The 26,886-nt window shown below is 39.2% G+C and carries 21 protein-coding genes, 1 pseudogene and 1 other annotated feature; of the genes and pseudogenes, 5 read left to right on the plus strand and 17 right to left on the minus strand.

The features are described from left to right. Positions 1-5: 5 nt before the first annotated feature. The 6 genes from KVT27_RS09345 to KVT27_RS09370 form a co-directional block, all read right to left on the minus strand. The gene (locus KVT27_RS09345; protein WP_217581182.1) at positions 6-1,244 is read right to left on the minus strand and encodes a substrate-binding domain-containing protein; all 1,239 of its coding nucleotides are present in this window, start codon (positions 1,242-1,244) and stop codon (positions 6-8) included. A 653-nt stretch (positions 1,245-1,897) separates the two neighbouring features. Next, entirely contained in the window at positions 1,898-2,164 is a 267-nt protein-coding gene (locus KVT27_RS09350; protein WP_483307968.1) for a hypothetical protein, read from the minus strand. Beyond that, positions 2,146-2,703 (minus strand): GNAT family N-acetyltransferase, encoded by a 558-nt coding sequence (locus KVT27_RS09355; protein WP_036126151.1) that lies wholly within the window; start codon positions 2,701-2,703, stop codon positions 2,146-2,148. Before KVT27_RS09355 ends, KVT27_RS09350 begins: the two co-directional genes overlap by 19 nt. Continuing rightward, positions 2,696-3,532 (minus strand): alpha/beta fold hydrolase, encoded by an 837-nt coding sequence (locus KVT27_RS09360; RefSeq protein ID WP_036126153.1) that lies wholly within the window; start codon positions 3,530-3,532, stop codon positions 2,696-2,698. The genes KVT27_RS09355 and KVT27_RS09360 overlap by 8 nt, the downstream gene beginning before the upstream one ends. Before the next feature lie 83 nt (positions 3,533-3,615). Next, on the minus strand, positions 3,616-6,804 hold the full coding sequence (locus KVT27_RS09365) for an AfsR/SARP family transcriptional regulator (protein WP_217581183.1): 3,189 nt from the start codon (positions 6,802-6,804) through the stop codon (positions 3,616-3,618). A gap of 143 nt (positions 6,805-6,947) precedes the next feature. Further along, positions 6,948-7,928, minus strand: coding sequence for a diaminopimelate dehydrogenase (locus tag KVT27_RS09370; RefSeq protein WP_036148564.1), 981 nt, complete (start codon positions 7,926-7,928; stop codon positions 6,948-6,950). Between the two features lie 283 nt (positions 7,929-8,211). On the opposite strand from KVT27_RS09370, the gene KVT27_RS09375 reads away from it, so the two are divergent. Continuing rightward, positions 8,212-8,526 (plus strand): hypothetical protein, encoded by a 315-nt coding sequence (locus KVT27_RS09375; RefSeq protein ID WP_217581184.1) that lies wholly within the window; start codon positions 8,212-8,214, stop codon positions 8,524-8,526. 58 nt (positions 8,527-8,584) lie between these two features. Here KVT27_RS09375 and yeiL read toward each other — a convergent pair whose 3' ends face one another. Beyond that, positions 8,585-9,247, minus strand: a complete 663-nt coding sequence (gene yeiL / locus KVT27_RS09380) for a transcriptional regulator YeiL (RefSeq protein WP_008178698.1) — start codon at positions 9,245-9,247, stop codon at positions 8,585-8,587. A 98-nt stretch (positions 9,248-9,345) separates the two neighbouring features. On the opposite strand from yeiL, the gene KVT27_RS09385 reads away from it, so the two are divergent. Beyond that, the gene (locus KVT27_RS09385; RefSeq protein ID WP_217581185.1) at positions 9,346-10,497 is read left to right on the plus strand and encodes an MFS transporter; all 1,152 of its coding nucleotides are present in this window, start codon (positions 9,346-9,348) and stop codon (positions 10,495-10,497) included. Between the two features lie 37 nt (positions 10,498-10,534). Here KVT27_RS09385 and KVT27_RS09390 read toward each other — a convergent pair whose 3' ends face one another. After that, positions 10,535-11,710: an oxalate decarboxylase family bicupin gene (locus KVT27_RS09390; RefSeq protein ID WP_150907462.1), complete on the minus strand. Its 1,176-nt coding sequence runs from the start codon at positions 11,708-11,710 to the stop codon at positions 10,535-10,537. Between the two features lie 188 nt (positions 11,711-11,898). After that, entirely contained in the window at positions 11,899-13,335 is a 1,437-nt protein-coding gene (locus tag KVT27_RS09395; RefSeq protein WP_217581186.1) for an aminotransferase-like domain-containing protein, read from the minus strand. 107 nt (positions 13,336-13,442) lie between these two features. On the opposite strand from KVT27_RS09395, the gene KVT27_RS09400 reads away from it, so the two are divergent. Beyond that, on the plus strand, positions 13,443-14,045 hold the full coding sequence (locus tag KVT27_RS09400; protein ID WP_036126165.1) for a LysE/ArgO family amino acid transporter: 603 nt from the start codon (positions 13,443-13,445) through the stop codon (positions 14,043-14,045). 41 nt (positions 14,046-14,086) lie between these two features. Here KVT27_RS09400 and ileS read toward each other — a convergent pair whose 3' ends face one another. The 4 genes from ileS to KVT27_RS09420 all read right to left on the minus strand — a co-directional run bounded on the left by ileS (position 14,087) and on the right by KVT27_RS09420 (position 19,693). Further along, the gene (gene ileS, locus KVT27_RS09405) at positions 14,087-17,179 is read right to left on the minus strand and encodes an isoleucine--tRNA ligase (RefSeq protein WP_217581187.1); all 3,093 of its coding nucleotides are present in this window, start codon (positions 17,177-17,179) and stop codon (positions 14,087-14,089) included. Positions 17,180-17,240: 61 nt separating this feature from the next. After that, positions 17,241-17,479, minus strand: a binding site (T-box leader). Between the two features lie 59 nt (positions 17,480-17,538). Further along, complete coding sequence (locus KVT27_RS09410; RefSeq protein WP_254636078.1) at positions 17,539-18,381, minus strand: DUF2785 domain-containing protein; 843 nt, start codon at positions 18,379-18,381, stop codon at positions 17,539-17,541. Continuing rightward, positions 18,378-18,929, minus strand: a complete 552-nt coding sequence (locus KVT27_RS09415; protein ID WP_225316160.1) for a hypothetical protein — start codon at positions 18,927-18,929, stop codon at positions 18,378-18,380. The genes KVT27_RS09410 and KVT27_RS09415 overlap by 4 nt, the downstream gene beginning before the upstream one ends. 317 nt (positions 18,930-19,246) lie before the next feature. Further along, on the minus strand, positions 19,247-19,693 hold the full coding sequence (locus tag KVT27_RS09420; RefSeq protein WP_036148580.1) for an Lrp/AsnC family transcriptional regulator: 447 nt from the start codon (positions 19,691-19,693) through the stop codon (positions 19,247-19,249). Positions 19,694-19,831: 138 nt separating this feature from the next. Between KVT27_RS09420 and KVT27_RS09425 the strand changes: the two genes are divergently transcribed. After that, entirely contained in the window at positions 19,832-20,416 is a 585-nt protein-coding gene (locus KVT27_RS09425) for a DJ-1/PfpI family protein (RefSeq protein WP_208705999.1), read from the plus strand. Between the two features lie 57 nt (positions 20,417-20,473). Here KVT27_RS09425 and KVT27_RS09430 read toward each other — a convergent pair whose 3' ends face one another. The 3 genes from KVT27_RS09430 to KVT27_RS09440 all read right to left on the minus strand — a co-directional run bounded on the left by KVT27_RS09430 (position 20,474) and on the right by KVT27_RS09440 (position 25,793). Continuing rightward, on the minus strand, positions 20,474-21,934 hold the full coding sequence (locus KVT27_RS09430; RefSeq protein WP_217581188.1) for an S-layer homology domain-containing protein: 1,461 nt from the start codon (positions 21,932-21,934) through the stop codon (positions 20,474-20,476). Between the two features lie 329 nt (positions 21,935-22,263). Beyond that, complete coding sequence (acnA, locus tag KVT27_RS09435) at positions 22,264-24,969, minus strand: aconitate hydratase AcnA (RefSeq protein WP_217581189.1); 2,706 nt, start codon at positions 24,967-24,969, stop codon at positions 22,264-22,266. A 557-nt stretch (positions 24,970-25,526) separates the two neighbouring features. Further along, a complete protein-coding gene (locus tag KVT27_RS09440; RefSeq protein ID WP_217581397.1) occupies positions 25,527-25,793 on the minus strand; it encodes a hypothetical protein in 267 nt (88 codons plus the stop codon). A gap of 52 nt (positions 25,794-25,845) precedes the next feature. On the opposite strand from KVT27_RS09440, the pseudogene KVT27_RS09445 reads away from it, so the two are divergent. Next, positions 25,846-26,551: pseudogene (locus KVT27_RS09445) on the plus strand (YetF domain-containing protein). A gap of 97 nt (positions 26,552-26,648) precedes the next feature. Here KVT27_RS09445 and KVT27_RS09450 read toward each other — a convergent pair. Then, on the minus strand, positions 26,649-26,873 hold the full coding sequence (locus KVT27_RS09450) for a PepSY domain-containing protein (RefSeq protein ID WP_249659740.1): 225 nt from the start codon (positions 26,871-26,873) through the stop codon (positions 26,649-26,651). Between the last annotated feature and the right edge of the window lie 13 nt (positions 26,874-26,886).

A 26,886-nucleotide genomic window follows, 5' to 3' on the forward strand; every position in this document is an offset into this window, starting at 1 on the left:
ATATGCTAATTCATAACAGGTGGAGCTGTTTCCTCAGGACTCAGCTCACGAATAAGGACTGGTACTGGGTAATCCACACCTTCTTGTTTTTCTAATCGAATGGAATACATAGATTGAAGGGCTTGGTGATCCTCTTCACGGAAGGTCATCGTACCTTTTGGTGTCTCAAATGACATGCCTTCCATCACATCAATTAGCTTATTGGCATCGGCATCCCCATCCGATTTCTTTAATGCCTCTACAATCGAAATGGCTGCGGACATACCTCCAGGTGTAAATAAATCCGGTACCTCATTAAAACGTTTTTGATGCTCCTCCACTAACCATTTATTCACATCATTTTGAGGTAACGTATGATAATACACGGAGAAGCCTTCCATACCAACTAATGGATTCATAAATTGAAGCGCAATAATATCAGGCGCACCCGTAGAAATTTTAATGCCTTTTTCTTGAATTTTAAGATCAGCAATTTGATTCCAAGGAGAATTTGCCCCTGCCCATACGACAAATAAATAATCCGGCTTGGCATCCATCACCTTTTGCAGATTCGACGTAAAGTCTGTTGCGGCTGGATCTGCATACTCCTCTAGCACAATCTCTGCTCCCAACTTCTCTGCAGCTGTCTTAAATGCATTCACACCGTCCCAGCCAAATGAATAATCTGGCGCAAACGTTGCAATCTTCACACCTTCTCCCGCAATAGCTGCCGCCGCAGCATACGCATCCTGTGATGAATTACGTCCTGTACGGAAAATATATTCATTAAATTCTGATCCTGTAATACTATCTGCTACCGCAGGCTCCACGACCATAATTTTTTCATATTCCTCTGCTAGTGGAAGGACAGCCAGCGTATCACCAGAGCTTGACGAACCTACTAGAAAATCAACCTGATCATCCTCTAATAACTTTGTGGCCTTTTGTACAGCCACCTCAGGCTTCGTCTCTGTATCCTCATAAATAATCTCAATTTTTTTTCCATTGACCTCCATCGTACCGCCAGTGGCATACTCTATCCCTAAATCAAATCCACGCTGCGTTTGTTTCCCATAAGACTCAAGTGCCCCTGTTAACGAAGCAAGCACCCCAATCCTAATTGTTCCCCCCTCGGCCGTAACAGCCTTCGTCTCACCATCAGAAGTCTCTGCATCTGCAGCCTCTTCCTTCGTATCTTTTTCGCTACAAGCCACTAACAGCACAGCTACCATCACTAAAAGAAACCAATACCAATGCTTCCTCATCCCATATCCCCCTTCAAAATTCTCTCCCAAGAAAGCGCTTTCGTTGCTATGACCTCACTATATAAAAGACCAGTTACAAATTAGTTACAAAAAATGATCCGGCAAGAGGGCCGGATCATTTTTCTGTCCCGAAAGTGAAGTGAAACGCAACGGCAGGGACAAAACAGGTTTATCTGCACGAAAAGTGCAGAGTATTTTTCTGTCCCGATTGTGAAGTGAAACGTAACGGCAGGGACAAACCGGGTTTTATCTGCACGAAAAGTGAAGAGCCTTTTTCTGTCCCAAAAGTGAAGCATAGCGTAAAGGCAGGTCAAAACTCACCTCTAAATTAAAAAGCGTGTGAAATTTTACGATTAGTAAAATTTCACACGCTTTGCCGTTCAATTACAAGCAAATGATATATCACTTTTGCCACCCATCATTTAATCGAAAGTATTCCAGAGAGAGCCTTCCAAAGATTACTTTTTATAATGACTACTTTATTCATGCAAAAGACCTTTCAAAAGTAGAAACAGTCTTATATAGAAAAATGTTGAAATTAATGTTTTGAGAACTGAGGTGCACGAACGAGCGCCACGTTCTAAATTCAATCAGATAAAAAAAGACGACAAAAACATTGAAAGTACAACATTTTTGTCTTTTATATTTAGGAGCTATTCATTCGATACTCCCGACAGCATACCGTCATTTCTAATGAGCATACCATTGTTTAATTCCTTGCTATTACCTTTACTTTTATAGGCAGGAAACACTTCAAGAAATGGTATATAGGCAGATAGAACTCCATCACTAATGGCTGTTATAAATCCAACTATTTGATTGAATTGTTCATCAAGCCACAACAACTTCGCTACTATTTTCCAAAAACTTGAGGTGCGTTGGTGGGCCGATCGATAGTTTACTAGCCATTTGTTGACCATTCCTGTTTTAATAAACTATACAATAATGAATCTCGCCAAACACCATCCTTCATTAACAAATTTTCGCGCAGTATCCCTTCTTTTGTCATTCCTATTTTTTCTAACACTTTGGATGATCCAATATTTCTTGGGTCGCATGTTGCATAGATGCGGTGGAGGTTTAATGTTTCAAAACCGAAAGTTATGACTAACTTAGCACTTTCCGTAGCTATACCTTTCCCCCAGTAATCGGGGTTTACGATATACCCAATTTCTCCGACCTTGTTTGTAAAATCCCTCATCATAATCTCTACCGCACCTATTAGCTTTCCTTGAAAAATAATGGCAAACACAAATCTTTCTCTTGGCGTCAGCTTTGCTTCTTCCAGTACTTCATGAATAAACTCTTTAGAATCCTCATCTGTATTCGGCCCCCATATTTGATATTGACAGACAATTTCTTGTGAGGCATATTGATGAACATCTGCCCAGTCATGTTCCATGAATTCTCGTAAAATGACCCTGTCACTTGCTAGTATTAAGTCATTATTTTTAATCATTTTGATTATCCTCCCCTTGTTCCGCCTCTACTCGATTCAACCATTCACTCATTAAATTAGTAAACAATTCAGGTTGTTCAATTTGCAAATTATGACCAGCACTATCTACTATTGCGAAGGTTGCTCTAGGGAATTTTTTTAAAATCGTAAAGGCATCCTCATAGCCAACAACGGAATCTTGTTTGCCTAATAGGAAAAGGGATGGTTTAGCAAAGGACTGTTCATCCACAGCAAAAGAGAAGCCGTAACTTTGCTGAATTTTTTCTAAAAATGCATGATCTGCTATACTACATCCTACTAGAACCTCTGCTGTATATCGCTTCCAATTATAAGCATCCAGAACAACTTGATTCGACTTGAAATCTTCTAGCTCCTGCTGGCTTAATGTTGCTAAAAAGGCATGATCTGATGTCACAATACAATGTTCTGGCACTGTACGTTGCTCCTTTTCTGGAATAATAAGAGGACAAATAAAGGCAGCCCCTAAAAGCCGCTCCGCTGACTTTCGCATAATACCACGCGCTAAATAGCCTCCATAAGATTCACCCACCAGCAAATAGGATTCATCGGGAATCAGCGCTTGAATAAATTCATTGACCACTTCTAACATTTCATCTGAGTTCTGTATCGATGAATAGTTCGTAGTCTTTCCCATCCCAGGAAGGTCAAAATAGATACGTTTCCATCCCTCTTGCTCTAAAAAAATCGGCTCCATACAGCCCTTCATTAACCGATGATCAGGCGTAAAACCGTGTAGCATAATAATAGGTATTCCTGTTCCGATTATTTCAAAGTAAATATTTGCTTTACTAGTCTGACAAAATGGCATTGTTGTACCTCCGAATATATGGTCTAAAATAAAGTTCTCTTTCTCGTTTGAATCATTAGTCCCCAACAATGAATAAACATTCTCTACCCCATAATCAAATCATAAACAGCCATTGTTGATTCCATTGGGGGAGTGTTCAATTCCTGCTGTAATTGTTGGACGCATTTTTCATACCATTTCAAGGCTAGTGAACGGTTTTGAAGTTGGTAATGACTATACATAAGCAGACGATACCCTTCCTCCCATAACGGGTCCTCTCGAAGCATCCTCTCTGCGTAGCTAATAGTCTTTTTATACTGTTGCTGTCTTGTAGCATTTTGGGCGAGGCGTTCAAGTACCTCAATATATAAATACTGTAGTTTTTCGCGATCCTGTGTCAGCCAGTCTAGTTGTTTTTTTTCTGCGTATAATACGTCCGTATAACTCGCGAGAGCTATTTGTAGCCATTCATTGGATAGCTCTGGATCAAATTCCTCCATGCCTAAATGGAAGTAATAATGAAAGCGTTCTACGTCAATTTGAAGAAAAGAGATATGCTGTAACTGATACATATTATTTTTTCGCTGAATAAAAAGGCTATCCTGTCTGGCATGTCTTTGTGGTTCCAGTACTTTTAGTAAGGTATTCAAAACCACTTTAAAATCTCGATCCAAGGACTCAACGCTCCGTTCAGGCCATAATGCTTGAGCAATTTCTTCCTTCGGTGTAAAGCGATGCCGATGACAATACAAATACACGAATAACTCCTTTGCCTTATCACGCTGCCACTCTTTATCTTCAAGCTTTCGTTGTCCCCTTATTAGGCTTACACTCCCAAAAAGATGGAGCTGAATTTCGTCATGCGAGTAGCTCATACTATCTTCCGCCTGTAAAAATTGTCGCAACCCAACGATGGCTGCATGCTCTTCACTACCGCATTGTTGACTGTATTGCAATAGCTCATAAAAAATCATTTGATTGCTTGGACCAAGTATCATTTTCTTTTGTAGAAAATAATAATAGCCATTTGTCATGCACAATTGGGCGAACTGTTGAAATGAAGATTGAAATTGTTCGATTGACTTCTCTTGAAAGGCAATCACGGATTGATAAAATAAAACATGCATCAGCCCATTATGATCACCACATTCTTGGAACAGTTGCTGGGCTTTTATTAACAACTCCTTCGCCTGTGCCGTTTCATGCTGGGAAATAATGATTTTCACCTCTGCTATGAGAATTAGCGCCGTCATCCAAGCATCCTGGACCTGTTCCGTTTCCTGTAAGCCAAGCGCTAAATATTTCTTAGCAGCTTCCATATCCCCTAGCATATGTTTGACGATGGCCAGTCCCATATATGGTTCTGCCTTAACCCGTGAGATGTTGATCGTATTCATTAATGTCAATGCTTTTTCATAGGCGTGACAGGCCCCTTGATAATCGGGGTACTCCATTAATAACAATGCATGAGCTTTTCGAATATAGCCAACGGCCTCAATGAAGACAGACTTTTCACGTAAACCTCTTTGAATACCATGCTGGGCCGCATACCAAGCATCCTTTCCTTCCCCTAACAATGTATAGACAAAAGCTGCTAACAGTTCACTTTCACGATGAGTTGCGACGAGCTGAGGTGGTAATTCAAGCCGTTTTCCTAATAATTCTTTTGCCTCTTGCAACTGCCCTGTGCGCAGTAAGACACGTACATCGACATTGGCTCGTTGTACAACATCCTCTGGTAAAGCCACATCTTCGATAAATAATTGTGCCCCCTTTGCCTTTCCTAAATTCACTAAATTTTCAGCGTATTGACGCTGGAGCTCTACTAATTCCGTCTTCGGTAAGGGGGTATATTTGGCGAGCTCTAAAGCTTTTTCTAAATGAGGTTCTGCCAATGCTGGTTGAATCGTGTCTAAATAGATATGGGCTAATCCTGCTTGTGCTTTTGTCACATAAACATCATCCAGCTGCCGCTGTGCAATGGTTGCACATTTCTCATAGGATTGCTTAGCTTTTTCATAAAAAGCACGGTAGCGATGGCATTCTCCCTCAAAATAATATAATTTATAAAACTTTGTTTTTTCTTGTACGGTAAAGCGATTGATTTTTTCTAATAACCATTCAAATTGACCAGCTCGAATTAATGACTCTGCATGGAGCTGTAAGAGCTCTCCGCAAAAATTGGGATCATTCGTTTTAAAGGCATGATAAAGGGCAGCTTGAACATTATGTTGATTCGCATAAAACAACGCTGCTTGTTGATGAAGGTCATTATATTGCTGCGGATACTGTTGCCATTTTATTTCTAAAAAACGACTAAACAACGCATGGAATCGATATATGCCATCTGTTGTGGCGGGCTGAATAAAAACATGGCGTTGCGTGAATGGATTCAACATTTGTGCAAGTTCAGAGCCATAAAAATCCTCTAATAATTTTGCTGAAAAGTTTGGAAAAATCGCCAATTTTAAGATAATTTCTTGCTCAGTGGATGTCATCGTACTATAAACTTCTTCCGACAAATAGCGGAAGAGATCATTTGTCGGGATGGTTAGCCAATGATCTAAAGGAGCATGATGCCATTGCTCTGCTAGTAAAGATATGCTAATAGCCCAACCTTCTGTTATTTCCAAAATTTTTGCGACTTCAGAGCTTGATAAATGCACATCGACATAATCTTCAAAAAATACAGCAATCTCCTCGTTTGAAAATGCTAGCTCCTTCTCTGTAATAACTAGTAATCTTTTTTGTAGCTTTAATTTCCTCGTGATATCCCAATTAGGTAATGTTCTAGAGGCGATAATGAAATGAACAGTTGGCGGCGCAAACTCAATGATTTTCTCCATTAAATAATTTATGTGAAATACATGATCGACGAGATGATAGTCATCTATAACAATTAGGAGCGTCTCATCGATGTTACATAAGCAATTGACAAACAGCTTATACCAGCGATTGAGCTCCTCCATTTTCGGAAAGCGAGATAATTGGTCCCATGTATCAAATGTCTGACCAAAATTAGGCACAATTCGTTGTACACTGAAAAAAAGGTGCGTTAAAAAGGGTAAAATCGTATCATCTTCATCAGAAACACTGTACCAGGAAAAACGTCGAGATTCGTGGTAAAGAAATTGAGTGAGGGTGGTCGTCTTGCCATACCCTGCCCCACTATGAATAAGTGTGCATGTATGCTGATGACTTTTTTTTAATGTTCTCATTAGTGACGCTCGATTAATACAATGATTGGATGGATTTGGTGCTATACATTTGGATTGTATGATAATATCTGTCATGGAAACGATAACCTCCATTTGTGTAAGGTTACAAAAATTCGGATTATTAAATTATTGACAGTTTACCATATTTTAATAGCTTTGATGGAAATAAATAAAAAACCCGACTATCAAATAATGATAATCGGGCTTTTGTTCTATGATTATAGTAATTCTTTACGTAATTCAGCAGCTGATTTTGGTGAAAGCAGGCTGAATGGGATATCAAATACTGTTTTCGCCCCTTTATCACCAGCTTGGCTTAGACGGTGTGCTGCACGCGCATAAGCGACTAAAACACTAGACGTGAAGTTTGGATTACTTTCTAATTTTAATGAGAATTCAAGAATTTGTTTATCGTTTGCACCACTATCACCACTGCGGATCACAAAACCACCATGTGGCATACCTGTGTGGTTTGCTGTAAATTCATCTTCAGAAATGAAGTTTACAGTTGTGTTATATTCATCGAAGTAGTTAGGCATTGTCACAATTTCTTGTTCAACTTTTGCCGCATCAGCGCCGTCTTCTAGTACAACCCAGCATTCACGAGCATGTTTCTCACGTGTTGTTAGCTCTGGATTTTCACCATTACGTACACGATCTACTGCTTCTTTAATAGGTAAAGTGTATTGTACAGCATTTTTAACGCCTTCGATACGACGAACCGCATCTGAGTGACCTTGACTTAGACCATCTCCCCAGAAAGTATACGTTGTACCAACTGGTAATACAGATTCACCTAATAGACGATTTAATGAGAATAAACCTGGATCCCAACCAACTGAGATGACAGATACTTTGCCAGACTTTTGAGCTGCTGCATCAACCGCATCGAAAAATTCAGGAATTTTCGCATGTGTATCGAAGCTATCAATTGTATTAAACCATTGAGCAAAATGTGGACCTTGCTCTGGTAAATCTGTTGCCGAGCCCCCACATAAAATCATAACATCAATGTCATTTTGGAATTTTTCAGCGTCCTCTACTAAATATACGCTCGCATTGCTAGCTACGTTTACTGTTGAAGGGTCTCGACGTGTGAACACCGCTACTACTTCCATATCTGGATTTTGTGATATAGCATACTCCACACCACGACCTAAATTTCCATAACCTACAATACCTACTCGAATTGCACTCATTAAAATTCCTCCTCACGATTACGCGACTTTGTGAAAACCTTCACGTTAAATCTAACTACAATAATACTTCGTGTTAGAAAAATTCACAATAGTTTGAGTATGAGTTTTTTTGAAAGAATATATATCAGTTTTCTATGATTTTTATCCAATGATGGTATGAATACGGTTACAAATTACTAAATATTCCATGAACCTTTAAGTTTTCGTTAAAGCCTTGTAAATGACGGCTATTTTTCAAACCAGTCTTGTACAATAAATGTAACGACAAAAGGGGGCATGTTGAATGAAAAGTACTGGTTACTCATCAAGCACAACAACGGCACAAGGAGAACTACTTGCATTCCATATGACACAAAATTCTGTGGATCACAACAGTGAAGCGATAAAAACTGTAAGGAAGCCACTTGAAAGTTTTTCACCAAACAAACATTTATGTATCGGTGTTCTACCTTTTGACGTTATGGAAGGCACCTTAGACAAATCCATCCAAAAGAACAGGGTTAATGAAGTCGACTTTTATAATAGCGGTAAGGAAATTGCTCGCTGGCTCATAAAAAAAAGTGAATACAACAAATCTGGCCATGACTTCTTAACTTGAAGTCTGAAGAACAGTATTATCGAGCCTAGATCAACTCCTCCTATTTTTAATTCCCCAACTACTGAATCTCCTGAGCCAATTGTGCAAGGCGCTTTTCATCAATAATATGGTAGCCCGTCTTACGTTTCTCTAAAATCTTCTCCTCACAAAACTGAGCCAATACATATAATAAATGGCGATAGGAAACCCCTAAATACTCACAGATTTCTGTATGTTTTTCCTTATAGACACCCTGATCAGCCGATAATTGGATAAATGCGGCTAAACGACTTTCAAAAGGATATGCCTGATTTTGTGTATATTTAGAGGTCATTTTTGTTGCCTTCTCCCCTAAAAATACGCAAAGTCGGCGTAAAAATAATACATCAGCAAGTAACTTTTCCTTACATGACTGAGTAATGGAGTAACAAATTGTCTTCGTTACTGTTTGAATTCCCTTCGTATATCTTGCCTCATTTAGTAATTCTATTTCTCCCATAAATAAAGGTCCCTCTAAATATTCGATCAGCGATACCTTGCCATTCTTATGTGTCATATAAAGCTTCGCCTTGCCCTCAATCATGTAATACAATGTTTCTGGAAAGGAGCCTTCCTGGAAAATCCATTCTCCTTTATCGAATTCACAAACTTCTAAATAGGGATCAATATCGAATGAGAAAAAATCATGGATCGGATATTTTTCGAGATAATGGGTGCGATTTTCTGCTGTTAGAATATGCATTTTTTACTCTCTCCTCTGAAAAATATGAGATATCTCACATTATTGTAACGATGAACGTGCTATTATTCAACATAGTTAAATGGAGGTACGGTAAATTTATGAATAATCAACGATGGCTATCTCAAAATTTCTTTACATTTTTTATTACTTGGGGCATATTCTTACCCTACTGGACAGGGTGGCTTGTGGATGCTAAACATCTGACTGTGTCGCAGGCAAGCGTTGTAATGGGCTGTGGGTTACTCGCCCGTGCCACGTCTAATCTTTTCTTCTTCCCTACGCTTGCTAAATATGTAAACAATAAACGACTCATTACCATTTTAGCAGTCGGTGCTCTTCTGACAGCACTGCTGTACATACCTAGTTCGGGCTTTAGCGCATTATTAGTTGTAACTATTTTATTTAGTATTTTTTACCCAGCACTGTTACCAGCTGTAGAAAGTAGTGCCGCAACGCTTGTCCAATACGGCAACATTCATTATGGTAAAAGCCGCTCCTATGGTTCCTTTGGCTTTGTTATTGCCGTATTAATTATTAGTATGCTAACAGGAGTATTCGGTAAAAATATTATCTTTTGGAGCATGATCATTGGTTTAATTGGCATGCTGCTGATGCAGCAATTCGCTACACCAAAGGAATTGCTTATTGTACCGACAAAAGAGCAACGTGCAAAATCATTGTCCATGAAAACACTATGGAATATTAAAGGCTTCCCAATTGTGTTATTCATTGTTATTTTATTGCAAGGGGCACATGCTTCCTATTATAGCTACGGTTATATATACTTGGAAGACTTACATGTAGATCCATTTTATATGGGCATGATTATTAACATCGCAGTTATTTGTGAAATTTTATACTTTATGAAGGCCGATACATTATTTACGAAATGGCGTTCTTCTTCTTTATTACTGTTAGCAGCTAGCGGGTCTTCTTTACGTTGGTTACTAATATTTATGTTCCCAAATGTTTGGGTATTTATTGCCTCTCAAACTTTGCATGCGTTATCCTTTGCCCTGGCACATTTTGCTTTTATTCGTTATCTAACGCAAACTCTACCAAAGGAGCAAATTCCAAACGCACAGGGTATATATTCTGCATTAGCGATGGGGTTAAGTACGGCCATCCTGACATTTTTGGGAGGCTATTTATACGAAATATCGCCTGGTTTGTCCTTTGCAGCTATGTTAATTTGTACTGTTCCAGCCATCGCTATAGTGCTCATGACACGACGCAAATATCAATATTAATATGAAACGCAGGTGAGAATGACTTCACCTGCGTTTTTCATTTCGGATAATAGGAAAATCCAGGATATTTCACCACAGGCCACTTTTCTTTTCTTAGCGCTTGTATTAGCTCCGGGCCAACATGTAGATTGCTTTGTACTAGTTCGGTTGGTGTTAGCGCCATCCATTGATTTAAAGAGACGTCCTGGAAACGGTCACTTTTAAACATTTCTAAAAACCATAATGGCTCCGTACCCGTATTTTCAATGTAGTGACCGGTCGCAAACGGCACATAGCCGACATCTCCTGCACGATAATCGAATGTTCGTGCAGTTCCATCCCCAGTGAAAACCGTCATACGCCCTTTTCCTTGTAGATAATATTGCCATTCATCATTATTCGGATGCCAATGCAGCTCCCGCATTGCCCCAGGCTCAATTTCCACTAATGCTGCCGCAATATTTTTAGAGATTGGGAAATTGGTCGAATCAACAATACGCACACTTCCACCTGGTGTTTTCAAGGGTGGCTGAGCTAGCAAACGGTGCTTAAAGGTTTGTGGCACCTTACCATAGGGAGATTGAATTTTTTGCGAGTCAATAGATCCAGGAACAGTGTCTTGATAAATATAAACCTGTTCACTCGGAATATCGTCAAAGGCACTAATCGGTACACCAAAGTTAGCTGACAGCACTTCCTTTGGCGTATGAGCAAACCAATCTGAAATTGAGAGTGTATTCAGATCAGAAAAATTCCCATCATCAAAGACTAATAAAAATTCACAGCCACCCGCTAATCCTTGTATGGAATGAGGAATTCCTGGTGGGAAATACCACAAATCCCCTGGACCTACATCCGCAATAAAGTTACAGCCATTTTGATCGACTGCCGTAATACGTGCATGCCCCAATAGCATATAAGACCACTCTGCCTGCTGATGCCAGTGTAGCTCACGTACGCCCCCCGGTGTCAAACTCATATTAACACCTGCCATTGTTGTCGCAATTGGTAATTCACGGACCGTAATTTCGCGCGACCAGCCCCCTTGATTCAAGGTCATATGCGTGTCTGAAAATGAAAATCGTAGGTTTGGAATCAAACCTGCATCTGTTGTCGGCGGCACGAGCATATCTGGATTTTCTAAATCTCGCATAATATCGCGTGGCCCTTTATCTATGCCTCCTGCCCCATCACTACGCATAGGCTGAGGCACCTGAAAATAACCTGACGACATATTTTCCAATTATTCACCTCTTTATGTTAGAAATCGAACTAAAATGCTATGATTCTCTAAAATGTATGGGTATACAGCTTGGATTATGCACTTTACTTTCAGCGACGGTTTTCACCTATCGTTTCGTTTCCCCTATTTTGAATGCTCCTTTTACTTCTTGCAAACTGTACAGCCATCATGTACGGGCGTTAAAAAATATCCGTAGCCTCCATCACACATTCATGCAAAATGTCTAATCCTTCCTCCAATTCCTCGTAGGTTGCGTAGGCATAGGATAATCGAACATGATGCTGATCCTGAAGATCGTAAATATAGCCTGGATTAATTAAAACACGACGCTGTAATAGCTTGAGAAAGAAATCCTTATCCACAACAGGCTTGTGGAACTTAAGCCAAATGTAAAAGCCCCCCTTTGGCTTATGCCAGTCAGCCACCCCTCTAAATTTCTCTTGTAAAATTCGTTCCGTAAAATCAGCACGATTCTGTAATTGTTGACGTAAACGTATTAAATGTTTTTGATATTTTCCTGACCGCAGCCAGTGCAGCACAATTTCTTGTGAAATAGCACTGGAGCCATAGTCTGTTTGCATTTTTATATCCGCCAATCGTTCAATAACTGTCGTTGGTCCAATTAGCCACCCAATGCGTAATCCAGGGCTTAAGGTTTTCGAGACACTACCAATATAAAGAACCTGTCCACTACTATCCATTGCCTTTATCGGTGGTAATGGGTCCTCAAAAAGCAATTCATGATAAACATCATCCTCAATTATAGGAATGCGTTCTGCTTGGCAAACCTCATAGAGCTGCTTTTTTTCCAAAGAAGTCCATACATGGTTGGTTGGATTATGCAAGGTAGGAATGGCATAAAACACGGCTTGTTTTTTTCGCTTCCTTTGAGACAGCGTCTGAGCAAGCTGTTCATCACGTTGTATCCCAATCATTTGCATCCCAACCGATTGAAATGGATGAACAGAATTCAAATAGGAGGTTGGTTCCTGAAAAACGATGGACCCTTGCTCTAATAAACCAACGGCAATTAACTGTAAAGCTTGTAGTGCGCCAGAGACAATACAAACGTTCTGAGGCTCCGCTTCGATGCCTCGTTTTTGTACATAATCACAAATAGCTGCCCGGAGTTCTTCATTACCCTGTGGGGATGAGTAGCCTAATGTTTTGGGCTGCAATGAAAGCTCCCTTAGTGAAGCTTCAATTTCCTCTGTTGGTAACAGACTAGGTGCTAGTTCTCCTGTTCCTAATCGAATCACATCATCTCTCTGCTCATATTCGTTAATTAATTGGATCGTATGATAATTTGGCTTATGCAGGCTCGTTTCAATATAGTTTTGCCAATTTGGCTGTGTTTGTTGAAGGAGAGCATGCCAGGAATTGCGAGTGACATAAACTCCTGAGCCTACCGTTGCTTCAAGGATGCCCATCGCCTTTAATTCCTCTAAAGCCTGTTGAACTGTACTGCGATTCACGCCAAATTGCATGGCCAACTGTCTTTGAGTAGGTAGTTTGGTCCCTGCTGCCCAATCACCTCTTTCGACTTGTGCAGTTACCCATTGAACAATTTGTTGTTGTAATGTGCTGTCACTTTGTCTATTTGGCTGCCAGCTCATGATCATCACCTTCCATATAAAATTGGGTGGATAAAAAACCATCCAATTGGTCGTTTTCTTTTAGTTATACCATAGCTAAAATGAATAAGGAAAGGAGGGATTGATCGTTGGAAGCATTTTTTCATGGCATCATTTTAGCATTCGGTCTCATTTTGCCACTAGGCGTACAAAATGTTTTTGTTTTTTCACAAGGTGCTACACAGCCAACTATATGGCGCGCTCTGCCAGCAAGTGTGACAGCTGCTATTTGCGACACAATGCTAATTTTACTGGCAGTTTTTGGTCTATCATTAATCGTCCTACAATTTGAATGGTTACGTATTACCTTGATGTCGGTTGGTATATTGTTCTTACTTTATATGGGCTATACGATTTGGCGCTCTAGTCCAGCAACTGCCGATCAGAGTGAAGCACTTCCCGTAAAAAAACAAATTCTTTTTGCACTTTCTGTGTCACTTCTGAATCCACATGCCATATTAGATACGATTGGGGTTATTGGCACAAGTGCCTTAAAATATAGTGGTACAGAGCAAATTATTTTCACTACAGCGTGTGTCCTCATTTCATGGCTATGGTTTTTCGGCCTTACTTTGACCGGAGCCTCTTTCCAAAAGATAGATAGCTCTGGTAATCTGATGAGAATTTTTAATAAATGCTCAGCCATTTTTATTTGGGCAACAGCTTGTTATCTCGCTTTTGGCTTACTGTAACCTACATAGAAAATGCTCAGGATTTCTCCTGAGCATTTCTTTTATAAGGAGACAAAAACCATGAGCTTTTCATCAAACAGCTCTGTTTCTGCTGATCTCCCCTCTGTCCGTTCTTCGCCATAATGTATGGATTTGACTAATACATTGGCTTTTAATAGCGCTTCATGCTGCTGAATGATGGAAAGTACCTCTTCACTACCGCAAAAGGCAATTGATATATATTGTTCAACAGGCAGCTGCCACTTTTTACGAGAATCTTGGATGAACCGAATTAATTCTCGCATTTGCCCCTCTTGTAGCAAACTCTCGGTTAGTTGAACATTCATCAATACACGGCAAGTGTTATCTTCAGCTAAAATATAGTGGTCTTTGACAATTGCTTCAGCTATGACATGGCTTGATAACAAATTTAGCTGCTGCCCTTCTAACATGATTGGTAATTCCGCATTTCGCTGTAGCTGTTCTTTCTCTTGATCCGTTAACGTCATCATATACGACTTTACTTGATTGACCTTTGAGCCAAATGCGGCACCAGCTGTTTTAAAATTAAGCTTATATTGGATGCTTTCATATGCAGAGAAATCATGTGTCCATTTGCAAGCTTTCATGTTTAATTCTTCTTGAATTAGCTCGCTATAGGCTTGATAATCAGTCAGCTCTCCAGAAACAGCCACAATAAGCTCACTTAAGGGCTGTTTAACCTTCATCCCCTGACTATTACGAATACTCCTGCCAAGCTCTACAACTGTTAAAACCGTAGCCATTTCTTGTTCAAGCTGGAGATTCACTAGTTTTTCGTCGTAGAGTGGATAGTCTTCAATATGCACACTCTTGCCTGTTAATTGTCGGTAAATATCCTCTGTGATAAAGGGTGTAAATGGTGCAAGTAATCGGCAAATGTTCGTTAAAACCTCATAAAGGGTACTAAATGCGCCCCGTTTATCCGCTGTCAGCCCATGTGCCCAAAATCTGGCACGTGATCGACGAATGTACCAATTACTTAGCTCCTCCATTAATTGTGCTATTTCCCTTGTTGCATGTGTAAATTGATATTCATCCATAGCAGTTGTCACAAGCTGGATTGTATGATGCAATCGGGACAATATCCACTGATCTAAAGGTGTTCGTGTACCAGTATTTATAGCATCATACTTAAATTCATCAATGTTGGCATAGAGCTGATAAAATTTAAAGGTATTATCCAATGTATCTACTAGCTTTGATTTAGCATCCACCACAATCTTTTTGGAAAAACGCTTTGGATTCCATGGGGAGCTATCAACTAAAAACGCCCAACGTAATGCATCCGCTCCATATTGCTCTATTAACTCCACAGGCTCTAAAGCATTGCCTTTACTTTTTGACATCTTTTGTCCATGTTCATCTAACACATGCCCTAACGATAACACCTGTTTATAAGCTGGCTTTCCTGTAAATAACGTCGATACCGCTAATAAGCTATAGAAAAAACCTCGAGTTTGGTCGATCCCCTCAATTACAACATCTGCCGGAAACTGATTGTGAAAAGTTTTAACATCTTCGAAAGGATAATGTTGCTGGGCAAAAGGCATTGAGCCGCTGTCAAACCATACATCAATTACCTCTGGTGTACGCGTCATATCCCCTTGACAAGTAGGACAAGTACAAACAAATTCATCAATAAATGGTTTATGAAGCTCGATTTGTTGATCGACATCTCCCTTGGCTAATTTTCTTAACGCCTCGATACTGTTTGGAGCCTCCTCATGCCCGCAATCCTGACAAATCCAGACATTCAACGGTGTGCCCCAATAGCGGTTACGGCTTATATTCCAATCCACTATTTGTTCGAGAAAATGGCCAAATCGACCGTCCTTAATATGATTAGGATACCAAGTCACTTGCTGATTGTTTTGTAATAATTGCTCTTTTAAAGCGGTCATTTTGATAAACCAGCTATCCGTTGCATAGTACAATAATGGAGAATCACAGCGCCAGCAATGCGGGTAGCTATGCTCATATTTTTCTTTACGAAATAAGAGCTCCTTTTTCGCAAGCATTTTTATAATGTCCACATCACAATCTTTTACAAATCGTCCGACAAGCTCTGGCACCTCTTCTGTGTAACAGCCTTTCAGATCCACTACATTGACAAAGGACAAGCCATGCTGTTGAACCGTTTTATAATCGTCCTCCCCATATGCTGGAGCAATATGCACAATCCCTGTACCGCTATTCTCCGTGACATAATCAGCCATCACGACAACATGACCTTGATGAACCGTTACAAATGAAAATGGTGGCTGATAAGACACACCAGCAAATTCCTGCCCAGTATGCTCACTTAAAATTTCCACAGCTTCAGTGAAAACCTTAGAAACCAATGATTTAGCTAGAATAAATACTTGATCCCCTTGCTTTACCCGTACATATTGTAGAGATGGATTCATCGCTAATGCCACATTGGCAGGTAATGTCCATGGTGTTGTTGTCCAGCCTAAGAAGTATTCATCACGATCAGCAAGCTTAAACATGGCTGTGGCAGATAAATCTTTCACATCCTTATAGCCCTGTGCTACCTCATGTGAGCTTAAGGATGTTTGACAACTGGGGCAATATGGTGAAACTCGATGCCCTTTATATAAAAGTTGTTCCTTATGAACATGGCTTAAAATATGCCACACTGATTCTATATAGTCATTACTTAATGTAAGATATGGATCATCCATATCCAGCCAATAACCAAGCTGCTCTGTAAAGGAACGCCATTTTTGTTCGTAGGTAAAAACACTATTTTTACATGCTTGAATAAAACGCTCCACTCCATAATTTTCAATCTCCTGCTTCCCAGATATACCTAATGCCTTTTCTACTCCTAGTTCTACAGGTAAACCATGTGTATCCCAGCCTGCTTTTCGCTCAACTAAATAGCCTTGCATAGTTTTATAGCGGGCCACTACATCTTTTATTGTTCTTCCAAAGGCATGCCCGACATGGGGTAAACCATTTGCTGTGGGTGGTCCCTCATAAAATACAAAGGGTTGCTGTCCAGCTCTATTTGTAACGGAAGCTAAAAACGTTCCCTCTTGCTCCCATAATGCCCGTATCCGATTTTCTCGTTCAAGCGTCGTTTCCTTCTTTTGTTCTGCTTTCATTTTATTTCCTCCTATACAATATTATTTTGTATAAAAGGCATACAAAAAACCCCGTCCCAAGGTAAGGGACGGGGTTAACCGCGAATACCACCCTAATTCTATTGACACCTTAGTCAATAGCACTCAGCAACGTACTATCATACGTGTTCTTTTTAACGGTAGACACCCGGGTTAGCTTACTATTTTCAGCTAACCTTCTCAGAGAGGATTTTCATGTAACACCTGCACACCGACTTCCACCAAATGTCGGCTCTCTGTAGAACAAAATGAAACATTACTTTTTCTCATCAACGAAGTTGTATGCTTTTATTGTCACTCATCTTATCAAATTACCAATTGTCTGTCAACGATGGACAACCTCAATTTATTTCGTTTAGACAAGTGACAATACTTTGATGCAAAGATGCATATTGAGCTTGGTGATTCGTTTGAATAAAAAAGCTCTTTAGCAATGTTTTACTATTAAACCTTACAATATAAAAATTCGCTTCATCCAATTGGTCTTTTAATGTCGATAAGGTTGCTGGCATTTGCTGTATTAATTGAACGACTTCATTTTGTGCTAATCCTCGCTCCAACATCGCAAAAATGGGCACTAACAGCCTTTCATCCTCATCATGAATAAAGATATAATGAGGCTGTAAATACATGGACCATAAGGCATGTAACAAATCATCATAGGCAGTTTTCTTTATTTTAGGATTTTTCACAAGTTCATCTAGCGCATCCGATACATGTGCCACACTATGCGCCCATCTCTTACCAGGTACAAAGCCCCTTACATCCATTTCAGCTTTTACATAGGCCAGTAACTTTGTTTGACCTTCCTCTATGCTGTCCTGCGATAAAAAATTATCCTTTAAATCCCTTGCTAAAATAAGTGCTACTAATAAAGTCGTAAAGGAACGAGTAAAAACCCCATCTGATTCCACTTCCTCAATACCGTTCAGTAATAAATGATTCAGGCAGTAATGCCATAGCTTAGTCAAGCAACGATGATCCAGCAGATTTTTTTCTAGTATCCATTCATAGAAGCTACTATAAATATAAGTATCTCTTAGTTCACTATCGGTAGAGCCGATATGGGCTAGCATGGACTGTAAAAGCTGTTCTTGATTCAGTTGTTCCCATGCTGTTTGACCTTGTTTTATTGCGCTTATCGTATCCTTTAAATCACCAGCCATCAATATATTCTGTATCAATTGTCAACCTCCCCTTTGTTCATTATTGTTATGCTCTCACTGTATAGCCCCTCTAACTTCCAACCATCGTAAAAACGGACATATGTAAATTCCTTTTGCCAATTGTCCATGTGCACTATTACCTTGCTACGCCAAGGTAATGTGGAAGCAACTATTTTCCCCTTGCGAACCTCAGCTATATCATCCGCTACACCCAGAAGTGTGGAAGGTGCAATTGTGTGATGCATCAAATAATCCTGACGATCTGGATTTGACTCAATCTCCGCCATTACCTGCCGGTGAAAAGCAATTACCTGGTGATTTGCCTGAAATAGCGAATAGACTAGAGTACCACCAAATAGAACCATGAATGACCCTACAATAAGTACATATTTCTTCTTCAAACCTATGTAAAAAGCCCAATTCTTTTCTTTATTAAATAAATGAATATACACTGCTATACTTAAGGGCCACAAAAATAGTAACTGCCAACATAGGACTACCCAAAACAATTCTCCAAACGAAACAAAATATCGAATGCCTAAGTAATTGAAAATCCATAATGGCATCGACCAACGCCAAGTGGATTCTCCCCGTGGCTTACTTTTCAAATAAATGAGTAGGAGTGGCAGGCTTATGAAAAAAGCAGTCGCATTATCCAATAGAGCAAATATCAACTCATCAAACCTTTCGCTAGAAAATTATTACAACTATTGTAACTGAATCCAACTACAAAGAAAAGCTTGGATACAAACAAAAAAGAGGCTGCTATTTACAACAGACTCCCTTATTGAAAATTGTTAGTCGATACTGCTTTGCCAATCATATCGCTATAGGGCACCTTCACTCGATCACCCTTCTCAAAACAGCCGATGTCTCATGAAACTTACATATTATCGTTTAGACCCGTAAATGGTGTGATCACCTTTTTTTCATTTGAAGATAATACGATATTCGTAGAGGGGGTACCATAGGGCATGGTCGCATCAATAAATTGCTCTAATGTTTCCACTGAATAGGTTGCTAGTTTAACAATATAGCTGATCTCCCCTGCTACACGATAGCATTCAAGAACATCTGGGTGGCTATTACAAAAAGCAGATAGACTTTTACAATCGATGGATTTAAATAAAATAATCGCCTGAATGGTACGTTCCATTTTTTTGATGTTCACTTTAGCGTGATATCCTTCAATTACACCTTGTTCCTCGAGTTTTTTGACGCGTTCGATTACCGCAGGAGAAGATAAATGAACGATAGCGGCTAATTCCTTCATCGAGATTTTGGCATTCTGCTGTAACTGCTGTAAAATTTGAGTATCAATTTGATCCACCATTAATCACCTTTCTTAATCAACTTTTTTCATATAATTCCTGTTTTAATAAGGAGATTTATCTAAAAAACATTATACAGCTTCTGTTTTCAGTTGGCTTCTTTGATTACAATAAAAGCATAAAGGAGGCAGAAACAAATGAAAAAAATAATGTTACTTTTAGCAAATGGCTTTGAGGCTGTGGAAGCAAGTGTTTTTACAGATGTACTTGGTTGGAATAAATGGGAGGGTGATGGATCAACAGAGGTTGTCACTGTAGGATTACATACACAGCTTCAATGCACATGGAATTTTAAGGTCGCTCCTGAAAAATTACTCCATGACATTGATTTAGCAGAATTTGATGCTTTGGCTATTCCAGGTGGCTTTGAGGAAGCGGGCTTTTATGAGGATGCCTTTAGCGAGGAATTTCAAACGGTTGTCCGGCATTTTCATGAACAGCAAAAGCCAATTGCAACGATCTGTGTAGCTTCCTTAATATTGGGACATAGCGGTATACTCCACAATCGTAAGGCGACAACCTATAACCATCCAACTAGTAAACGATTAGCACAGTTAGAAAGCTACGGTGCGACTATTGTCAATGAGCGAATTGTGCAAACAGATCATATTATTACTTCCTCCAATCCAGGAACTGCCTTTGATGTAGCCTTTCGCTTACTAGAAACACTGACATCTACCACAAATACAGCAAGAGTAAAAGACTTAATGGGTTTTCATTAATTGATAAAAAAGTAGGCTACACCATGTATTTGGCGTAACCTACTTTTAACTTCACTCTTATTTGCTTACTGGTGGCACTGTTTCAGTTGTGCTTAAATCTATTTCCTTCGCATTGTCTAGTACATCTTTTGGAATTGTAATTGTCGTCACAGCATTGAATTCATGATATTTGATATTCATTTGCTGTTTTGTTTTGATCGTATTGCCTTCTACTTTCATGCTTAATGACATATCCATAGCAATTTCTTCAACATCAAATGTCTTTTTATTAATCACTAATTTGTAAGTAAGGCTATCAAAAGACATATTGCCTAATTGTCCATCCAAATCAGCATCCATTCCTAAATCCATGGCACCAATCTGTTGCTTCACCAACTCTGTGAATTTATCACCAGCACCTTTCAAGGTTAATTCATAACGGTCTGCTGTTTCCTTTAAAGTGAAATCCTCAGCAAATGATTGAAGCATCTCTAATTGCTCCGCTGCATCTGGCTGCATGCCTGTTTGGCTGAGAACATCTTCAAATAATTGTTTCGGGAATTTTACCCAAGCCTTCTGGTCTGCCTCATACATATACATACCATCTTTAGCCGTCATATACATTTTAATTGGCAAATTAATCGCTTCACCACTTGTTGGCTCTGTTAATGACATCGTACCATCTGCAAAGAATTGCATCGGTTCTGTAACAATCTCCATCTTCATATTGCCTTTAGAATCCATTTTCATGGTTTCCTGACCATCTTTTGCTTCTACTGATTGAGATATTGTCATTGTAGCTTTCATGCTTTTTAATTCTTTTTGCTTAGCTAATGCTTTCGTGAACACTTCTTCTAGCAAAGCATGATCGTTTGCTTCAGGTTTTTCTTCTGTTACCGGCTCCTCATCTTCCCCAGTTGAAGGCTGATCTAAGCCTAAGGCGTTAACAATAAATGTCGCTAACTGACCACGTGTTACATTTTTATCCACCCCGAATTCTGTTGCCGTCACGCCCTTCGCAATTCCTGCTTCATACAATGCCGTTACAGCATCTGCAAACGGACTAGTTTGAGGTACATCCGTAAATGGACTTTTTCCTTCTGCTGTTAAGCCTGTTGCCTGTGCCACCATAACTGCCATCTGACCACGCGTAATCGTCTCATCAGGGCGGAAAGTATCATCCTCATAGCCATTTACAGCACCTAAATTAACCAATGTAACAATCGCCTTATAGTATGGACTAGTTGAATCGACATCCTTGAAACTCGGATTTTCATCATCTGTTGTTGTAAGGTCGAAAGCCCCCGCAATCATCTTCACTGCTTGTCCGCGTGTTACATCCTGTGTTGGTTTAAATGTTCCATCAGGAAAACCATTAATTATATCAGCTGCATGTAATGTTGAAATACTTTTATAATGTGCATAATCTTCACTTACATCTTTAAATGGACTAGCTGCCGATGCAGGTACAACAGCTACAGCCGTAATGGCTACCGCCGAAGTTGCCGCCATAAAAAACTTACTTTTTTTCTTTGTCATGATCATTCTTCCCCCATTTATGTAAAAATTTAAAGGCTTACCCTTTAATTTTATATAAACATTTGGGAAAATGCTATGTATTTGGAAATTTTCAAGCTTCTTGGTTTTTTCGCTCTGTCACATTTAGCGTTTTATCAGTCACTTTCTGTGTTTTATCCGTCACTTTGGCTATTCTCTCGTTTTCACTCCATTACTTTATGAGGAGTTTGATACACGCTTCGTTTGCCTCTCTAACCATCAAATTCCTTTTATCTTCATCACTTTATAAGGATTTCAAGACCAAACAAAAAAAGCCGACCTCCTAAGAGATCGGCTTGTGAATGTTATGATTACTCAGCAGCTTTTGCGCGTAGAACCATTTGTAGGATACCACCATGACGGTAGTAGTCTACTTCTACTTCTGAGTCGAAACGAGCTAAAGCTTGGAAAGTTTTAACTGTGCCGTCTTCAGATTTAGCAGTTACTGTTAAGATTTCACGTGGTTTCACGTTATCAGTAATGTTTACAGAGATTTCTTCTTTACCAGTTAAGCCTAAAGTTTCAGCAGATTCACCTGGCATGAATTGAAGTGGAAGAACACCCATCATTACTAAGTTAGAACGGTGGATACGCTCGTAAGATTGTGCGATAACAGTTTTCACGCCAAGTAGGAATGTACCTTTCGCAGCCCAGTCACGAGAAGAACCCATACCGTAGTCGTTACCAGCAAGTACGACTAAGCCAGTACCTTGCTCTTGGTATTTCATACATGCGTCATAGATGTACTCTACGTCGCCTGTTGGCCAGTAAGTAGTGAATCCACCTTCTGTACCTGGAGCAACTTGGTTACGGATACGGATGTTTGCAAATGTACCACGCATCATTACTTCGTGGTTACCACGACGAGAACCATAAGAGTTGAAGTCACGGATTGCAACACCGTTTTCAATTAAATATTTACCTGCAGGTGTATCTTTACCGATCGCACCAGCTGGAGAAATATGGTCAGTTGTGATTGAGTCACCGAACTTCGCCATAATGCGTAAGCCATCTAAGCCTTTAATAGCTTCTGGCTCTTTTGCAAGACCTTGGAAGAATGGTGGGTTTTGGATGTAAGTTGATTTGTCATCAAATGTGTATAGAGATTCAGTTGATGTTTCAATTGCATTCCATTTTTCGTTCGCTGTGAATACAGTTTCGTATTCTTTTTGGAATAATTCACGGTTAACTACAGTACCTAATACTGCGTTAACTTCTTCAGTTGAAGGCCAGATATCAGCGAAGAATACTTCGTTGCCATCTTTGTCTTTACCGAATGAATCTTTTTGTAGGTCAACATCCACTGTACCTGCAAGTGCATAAGCAACAACAAGTGGTGGAGAAGCTAAGTAGTTAGCTTTTACAAGTGGGTGTACACGACCTTCGAAGTTACGGTTACCAGAAAGAACTGATGTTACGAATAAGTCATTTTCTTTAATTGCATCTTCGATTTCAGGTAATAATGGACCTGAGTTACCGATACATGTTGTACAACCGTAACCTACAGTGTTGAAACCGATTTGGTCAAGGTAAGTTTGTAAACCTGAATCTTCAAGGTAACCAGTTACAACTTTAGAACCTGGTGCTAAAGAAGTTTTAACCCATTTAGGTACTGTTAGACCTTTTTCTACAGCTTTTTTCGCTACTAAGCCCGCAGCAATTAATACGTATGGGTTAGATGTATTTGTACAAGAAGTGATCGCAGCGATTGCAACAGCACCTGTTGGAATTTCTACATCGCCTTCAGCGAATTTTGCTACAGATGTTTTTGCAAATTCATCTTCTGTTAAACCGAAACCTTGTGTACCTTGAGGTGCCACTACTGCTTCTTTGTAACGAGAACGCATTTGAGATAGTGGAATTAAGTCTTGTGGACGTTTTGGACCAGAAAGGTTTGGTTCGATTTCAGCTAAGTTTACTTCTAATACGTCAGTGTAAACTGGCTCTAAAGTTGGATCGAAGAACATGTGGTTAGACTTTAAGTAAGATTCTACAACCGCGATGTGCTCTTCGTCACGACCAGTTAAACGCATGTAGTTTAATGATTCTTCGTCAATTGCGAAGTAACCACATGTAGCACCATATTCAGGAGCCATGTTAGAGATTGTCGCACGGTCAGCTAGTGGTAATTTAGATACGCCAGGTCCGAAGAACTCAACGAATTTACCAACTACGCCACGTTGACGTAATACTTGTGTTACTTTTAATGCTAAGTCAGTAGCAGTAGTTCCGTTTGGAAGGTCGCCCACTAATTTAACACCGATAACTTCTGGAATTGGGAAGTATGAAGGTTGACCAAGCATACCTGCTTCAGCTTCGATACCACCTACGCCCCATCCAAGAACGCCAATACCGTTGATCATTGTTGTATGAGAGTCAGTACCTACTACTGAATCTGGGAATGTTTCGAATGTGCCGTCAGCATTTTCGTTTACGTGTACAACTGGAGCTAAGTACTCTAAGTTTACTTGGTGGACGATACCTGTTGCTGGTGGTACAGCACGGAAGTTATTGTAAGCAGTTTGAGCCCATTTTAAGAAGTTATAACGCTCAGCGTTACGTTCAAATTCTAGGTCCATGTTTGCTTGTAATGCAGATGCATTACCGTATTTGTCAACTTGTACTGAGTGGTCAATTACAAGGTCAACTGGAATAGCAGGGTTGATTTTGCTTGGGTCGCCGCCCATTTCCTTCATTGCTGAACGAAGAGATGCAAGGTCAACAACTACTGGTACACCAGTAAAGTCTTGTAATACAACGCGAGAAGGCTTGAATGGTACTTCTGCTTCTGGATCAGCACCATTGCCCCATTTTGCTAATTCGTTTACGTGCTCTTCTTTAATTACATATGCATCATATTGACGTAAAACAGATTCTAATAAAACTTTAATTGAGTAAGGAAGGTTTGAAACTTTTGCAACGCCAGCTTTTTCAATCGCAGCTAAGTCATAGTAATTGTAAGTTTTACCATTTACTTCGAATGATGCGCGGCTGTTGTGTAAATTACTTTGTGCCATTTGCGGATCCCCCTAAATATATCTTTTTGAAAAGGCTTTATAAAAGTGTAGCATCTTTTCTCCAATACCCATGATAACGTATTTATATTCATAAGTAAATTACATTAATATTATCTTTTTTGATAAGCATAACTTATGACCTTGGTTGCTATCCTGATGTTTTTAATTTTTTGATGTGCATAATAAAAAGGGTTTGTTTTTATAAGGGTTTCTATACCTATCTAACTAAGTGTATTTAAATGTATTTAACTGGGCACTTTTTGGGGCACTTGCTGGGGTACTCGTAGGTTTTTTAAAAAAAGGTACCCCAGTTAGTAAAACTGAAAATGTAAAAAGTTTGGACAGGTACTAAATTATAATAGAAGAAAAATTTTAAAAGGTAGTATTATTTCTTTTTTCTATGTACTAACTACATTTGTACTTACCGTTACTTAATTGTGTACCCTCCAACACTTAACAGTATCACCTCTATTTTAACAAAAGATCAAGATAGCAATGTATCTTGATCTATAAGATTTCAATTACTGAAAATCCTTACTTTAGTATATTAAATATAATTAGTGGTTATCTTCTTGATGATCATTATTGCTATCATTTTGGTTTTGATCACTTTGTTGTTCAGATGGTTCTTCACTTGGATCTGGCTCTTGATCATCATTTGCATTTCCACATCCAAATAATAAGCTTGTTGAAAGTATTGGTGTAAAAGTTAAGTGGCTTTTTTTGCGTGAAAATGTTTTAAAATTTTCTACGAATTGTAATTCCCTTTTGTTGTTAAATATTTGGCCTACACTTAAGAGTAGTTGATGTTGTCGTATACCCATGAAATTTTCTGCGCATGCTATTTTTTGACACTATTTTAATGGAGGATTTATAATGGGAGATTTTATCCACACGCAGTTTTGGGAAATGATACTGAGAGTTTTAATTTCTTTTTTTGTGCTACTTATTTTGACTCGAATCCTCGGAAAAAAACAACTTAGCCAACACACCTTTTTTCACTATACAACAGGTATTACACTTGGTTCTATCGCTGCTCAAATTGCATCTCAAGCCCAAACACATTTTCTAGATGCGCTCATTGCCCTTATTTGGTGGGCGGTTTTAACATATATAATGACAATTATTACTATTAAATCTAAGAAAGCTCGTGCCCTCATAGATGATAAGCCTACTATTGTTGTACAGAATGGCCTTATTTTAGAATCTGCTTTAAAGAAAAATCGTCTCCATATGGATGAATTTACAATGATGTTACGCGAACAAGCTATCTTCTCTGTACAGGATGTACAATATGCAATACTTGAAACTGATGGGAAACTCAGTGTTATGCAAAAGACTTCTGAACAAGTTGCTACGAAACAGGATGTTAAAGCGGATTTATCACCTCCCACTTACCTACCTACAGTTAGTAATTTCAGATGGTCAACTAATATATGAAAACCTGGTAGAGCTTGAATTAACAGAAGAATGGCTAATGAAAAAGTTAAAAAAGCAAAATATACAATCTGTTGAAGATGTCTATTTTGCTCAAGTTCAAACAAATGGATCCTTATATATCAGCTTGAAAGATAAATTTTGACAATCAAACCCTTAACACTAACGAATCCTTCCCTCAATAACTTGTATGTAATTACAAAAACCCAGATACTCATTTGAGTTCCTGGGCTCGTTTTAAATTAATCATAATCATTTTCTTCTTCAATTTTACGTATTACACCTGTCTTTGCATTTACTTCTACTTCATAAATTTTATTGTAAGCAGTTAAAATGTAAATTTCATATACTAAAGTGCCATTTTCCATATCCATACCGTAGTGTATGATTTGACCAGGTACTCTTTGTACAGCTATCTGCATTGCTTGTTGTGGAGAAATCCTCTGATTTGGTGAGGGCATTACCATAGACATACCTCCC

It is taken from the genome of Lysinibacillus sp. GbtcB16, from assembly GCF_019091145.1.
GTDB lineage: Bacteria > Bacillota > Bacilli > Bacillales_A > Planococcaceae > Lysinibacillus > Lysinibacillus fusiformis.

Coding starts and splice junctions, on each gene's coding strand:
- KVT27_RS09425 (WP_208705999.1), top strand. CDS start 19,832: ATGAAAAAAATAATGTTACTTTTAGCAAATGGCTTTGAGGCTGTGGAA.
- KVT27_RS09430 (WP_217581188.1), bottom strand. CDS start 21,934: ATGACAAAGAAAAAAAGTAAGTTTTTTATGGCGGCAACTTCGGCGGTA.
- KVT27_RS09450 (WP_249659740.1), bottom strand. CDS start 26,873: ATGGTAATGCCCTCACCAAATCAGAGGATTTCTCCACAACAAGCAATG.
- yeiL (WP_008178698.1), bottom strand. CDS start 9,247: ATGCATATTCTAACAGCAGAAAATCGCACCCATTATCTCGAAAAATAT.
- KVT27_RS09375 (WP_217581184.1), top strand. CDS start 8,212: ATGAAAAGTACTGGTTACTCATCAAGCACAACAACGGCACAAGGAGAA.
- KVT27_RS09365 (WP_217581183.1), bottom strand. CDS start 6,804: ATGACAGATATTATCATACAATCCAAATGTATAGCACCAAATCCATCC.
- KVT27_RS09385 (WP_217581185.1), top strand. CDS start 9,346: ATGAATAATCAACGATGGCTATCTCAAAATTTCTTTACATTTTTTATT.
- KVT27_RS09415 (WP_225316160.1), bottom strand. CDS start 18,929: ATGCCATTATGGATTTTCAATTACTTAGGCATTCGATATTTTGTTTCG.
- acnA (WP_217581189.1), bottom strand. CDS start 24,969: ATGGCACAAAGTAATTTACACAACAGCCGCGCATCATTCGAAGTAAAT.
- KVT27_RS09440 (WP_217581397.1), bottom strand. CDS start 25,793: ATGGGTATACGACAACATCAACTACTCTTAAGTGTAGGCCAAATATTT.
- KVT27_RS09360 (WP_036126153.1), bottom strand. CDS start 3,532: ATGCCATTTTGTCAGACTAGTAAAGCAAATATTTACTTTGAAATAATC.
- KVT27_RS09350 (WP_483307968.1), bottom strand. CDS start 2,164: ATGGTCAACAAATGGCTAGTAAACTATCGATCGGCCCACCAACGCACC.
- KVT27_RS09390 (WP_150907462.1), bottom strand. CDS start 11,710: ATGTCGTCAGGTTATTTTCAGGTGCCTCAGCCTATGCGTAGTGATGGG.
- KVT27_RS09355 (WP_036126151.1), bottom strand. CDS start 2,703: ATGATTAAAAATAATGACTTAATACTAGCAAGTGACAGGGTCATTTTA.
- KVT27_RS09395 (WP_217581186.1), bottom strand. CDS start 13,335: ATGAGCTGGCAGCCAAATAGACAAAGTGACAGCACATTACAACAACAA.
- KVT27_RS09345 (WP_217581182.1), bottom strand. CDS start 1,244: ATGAGGAAGCATTGGTATTGGTTTCTTTTAGTGATGGTAGCTGTGCTG.
- KVT27_RS09370 (WP_036148564.1), bottom strand. CDS start 7,928: ATGAGTGCAATTCGAGTAGGTATTGTAGGTTATGGAAATTTAGGTCGT.
- ileS (WP_217581187.1), bottom strand. CDS start 17,179: ATGAAAGCAGAACAAAAGAAGGAAACGACGCTTGAACGAGAAAATCGG.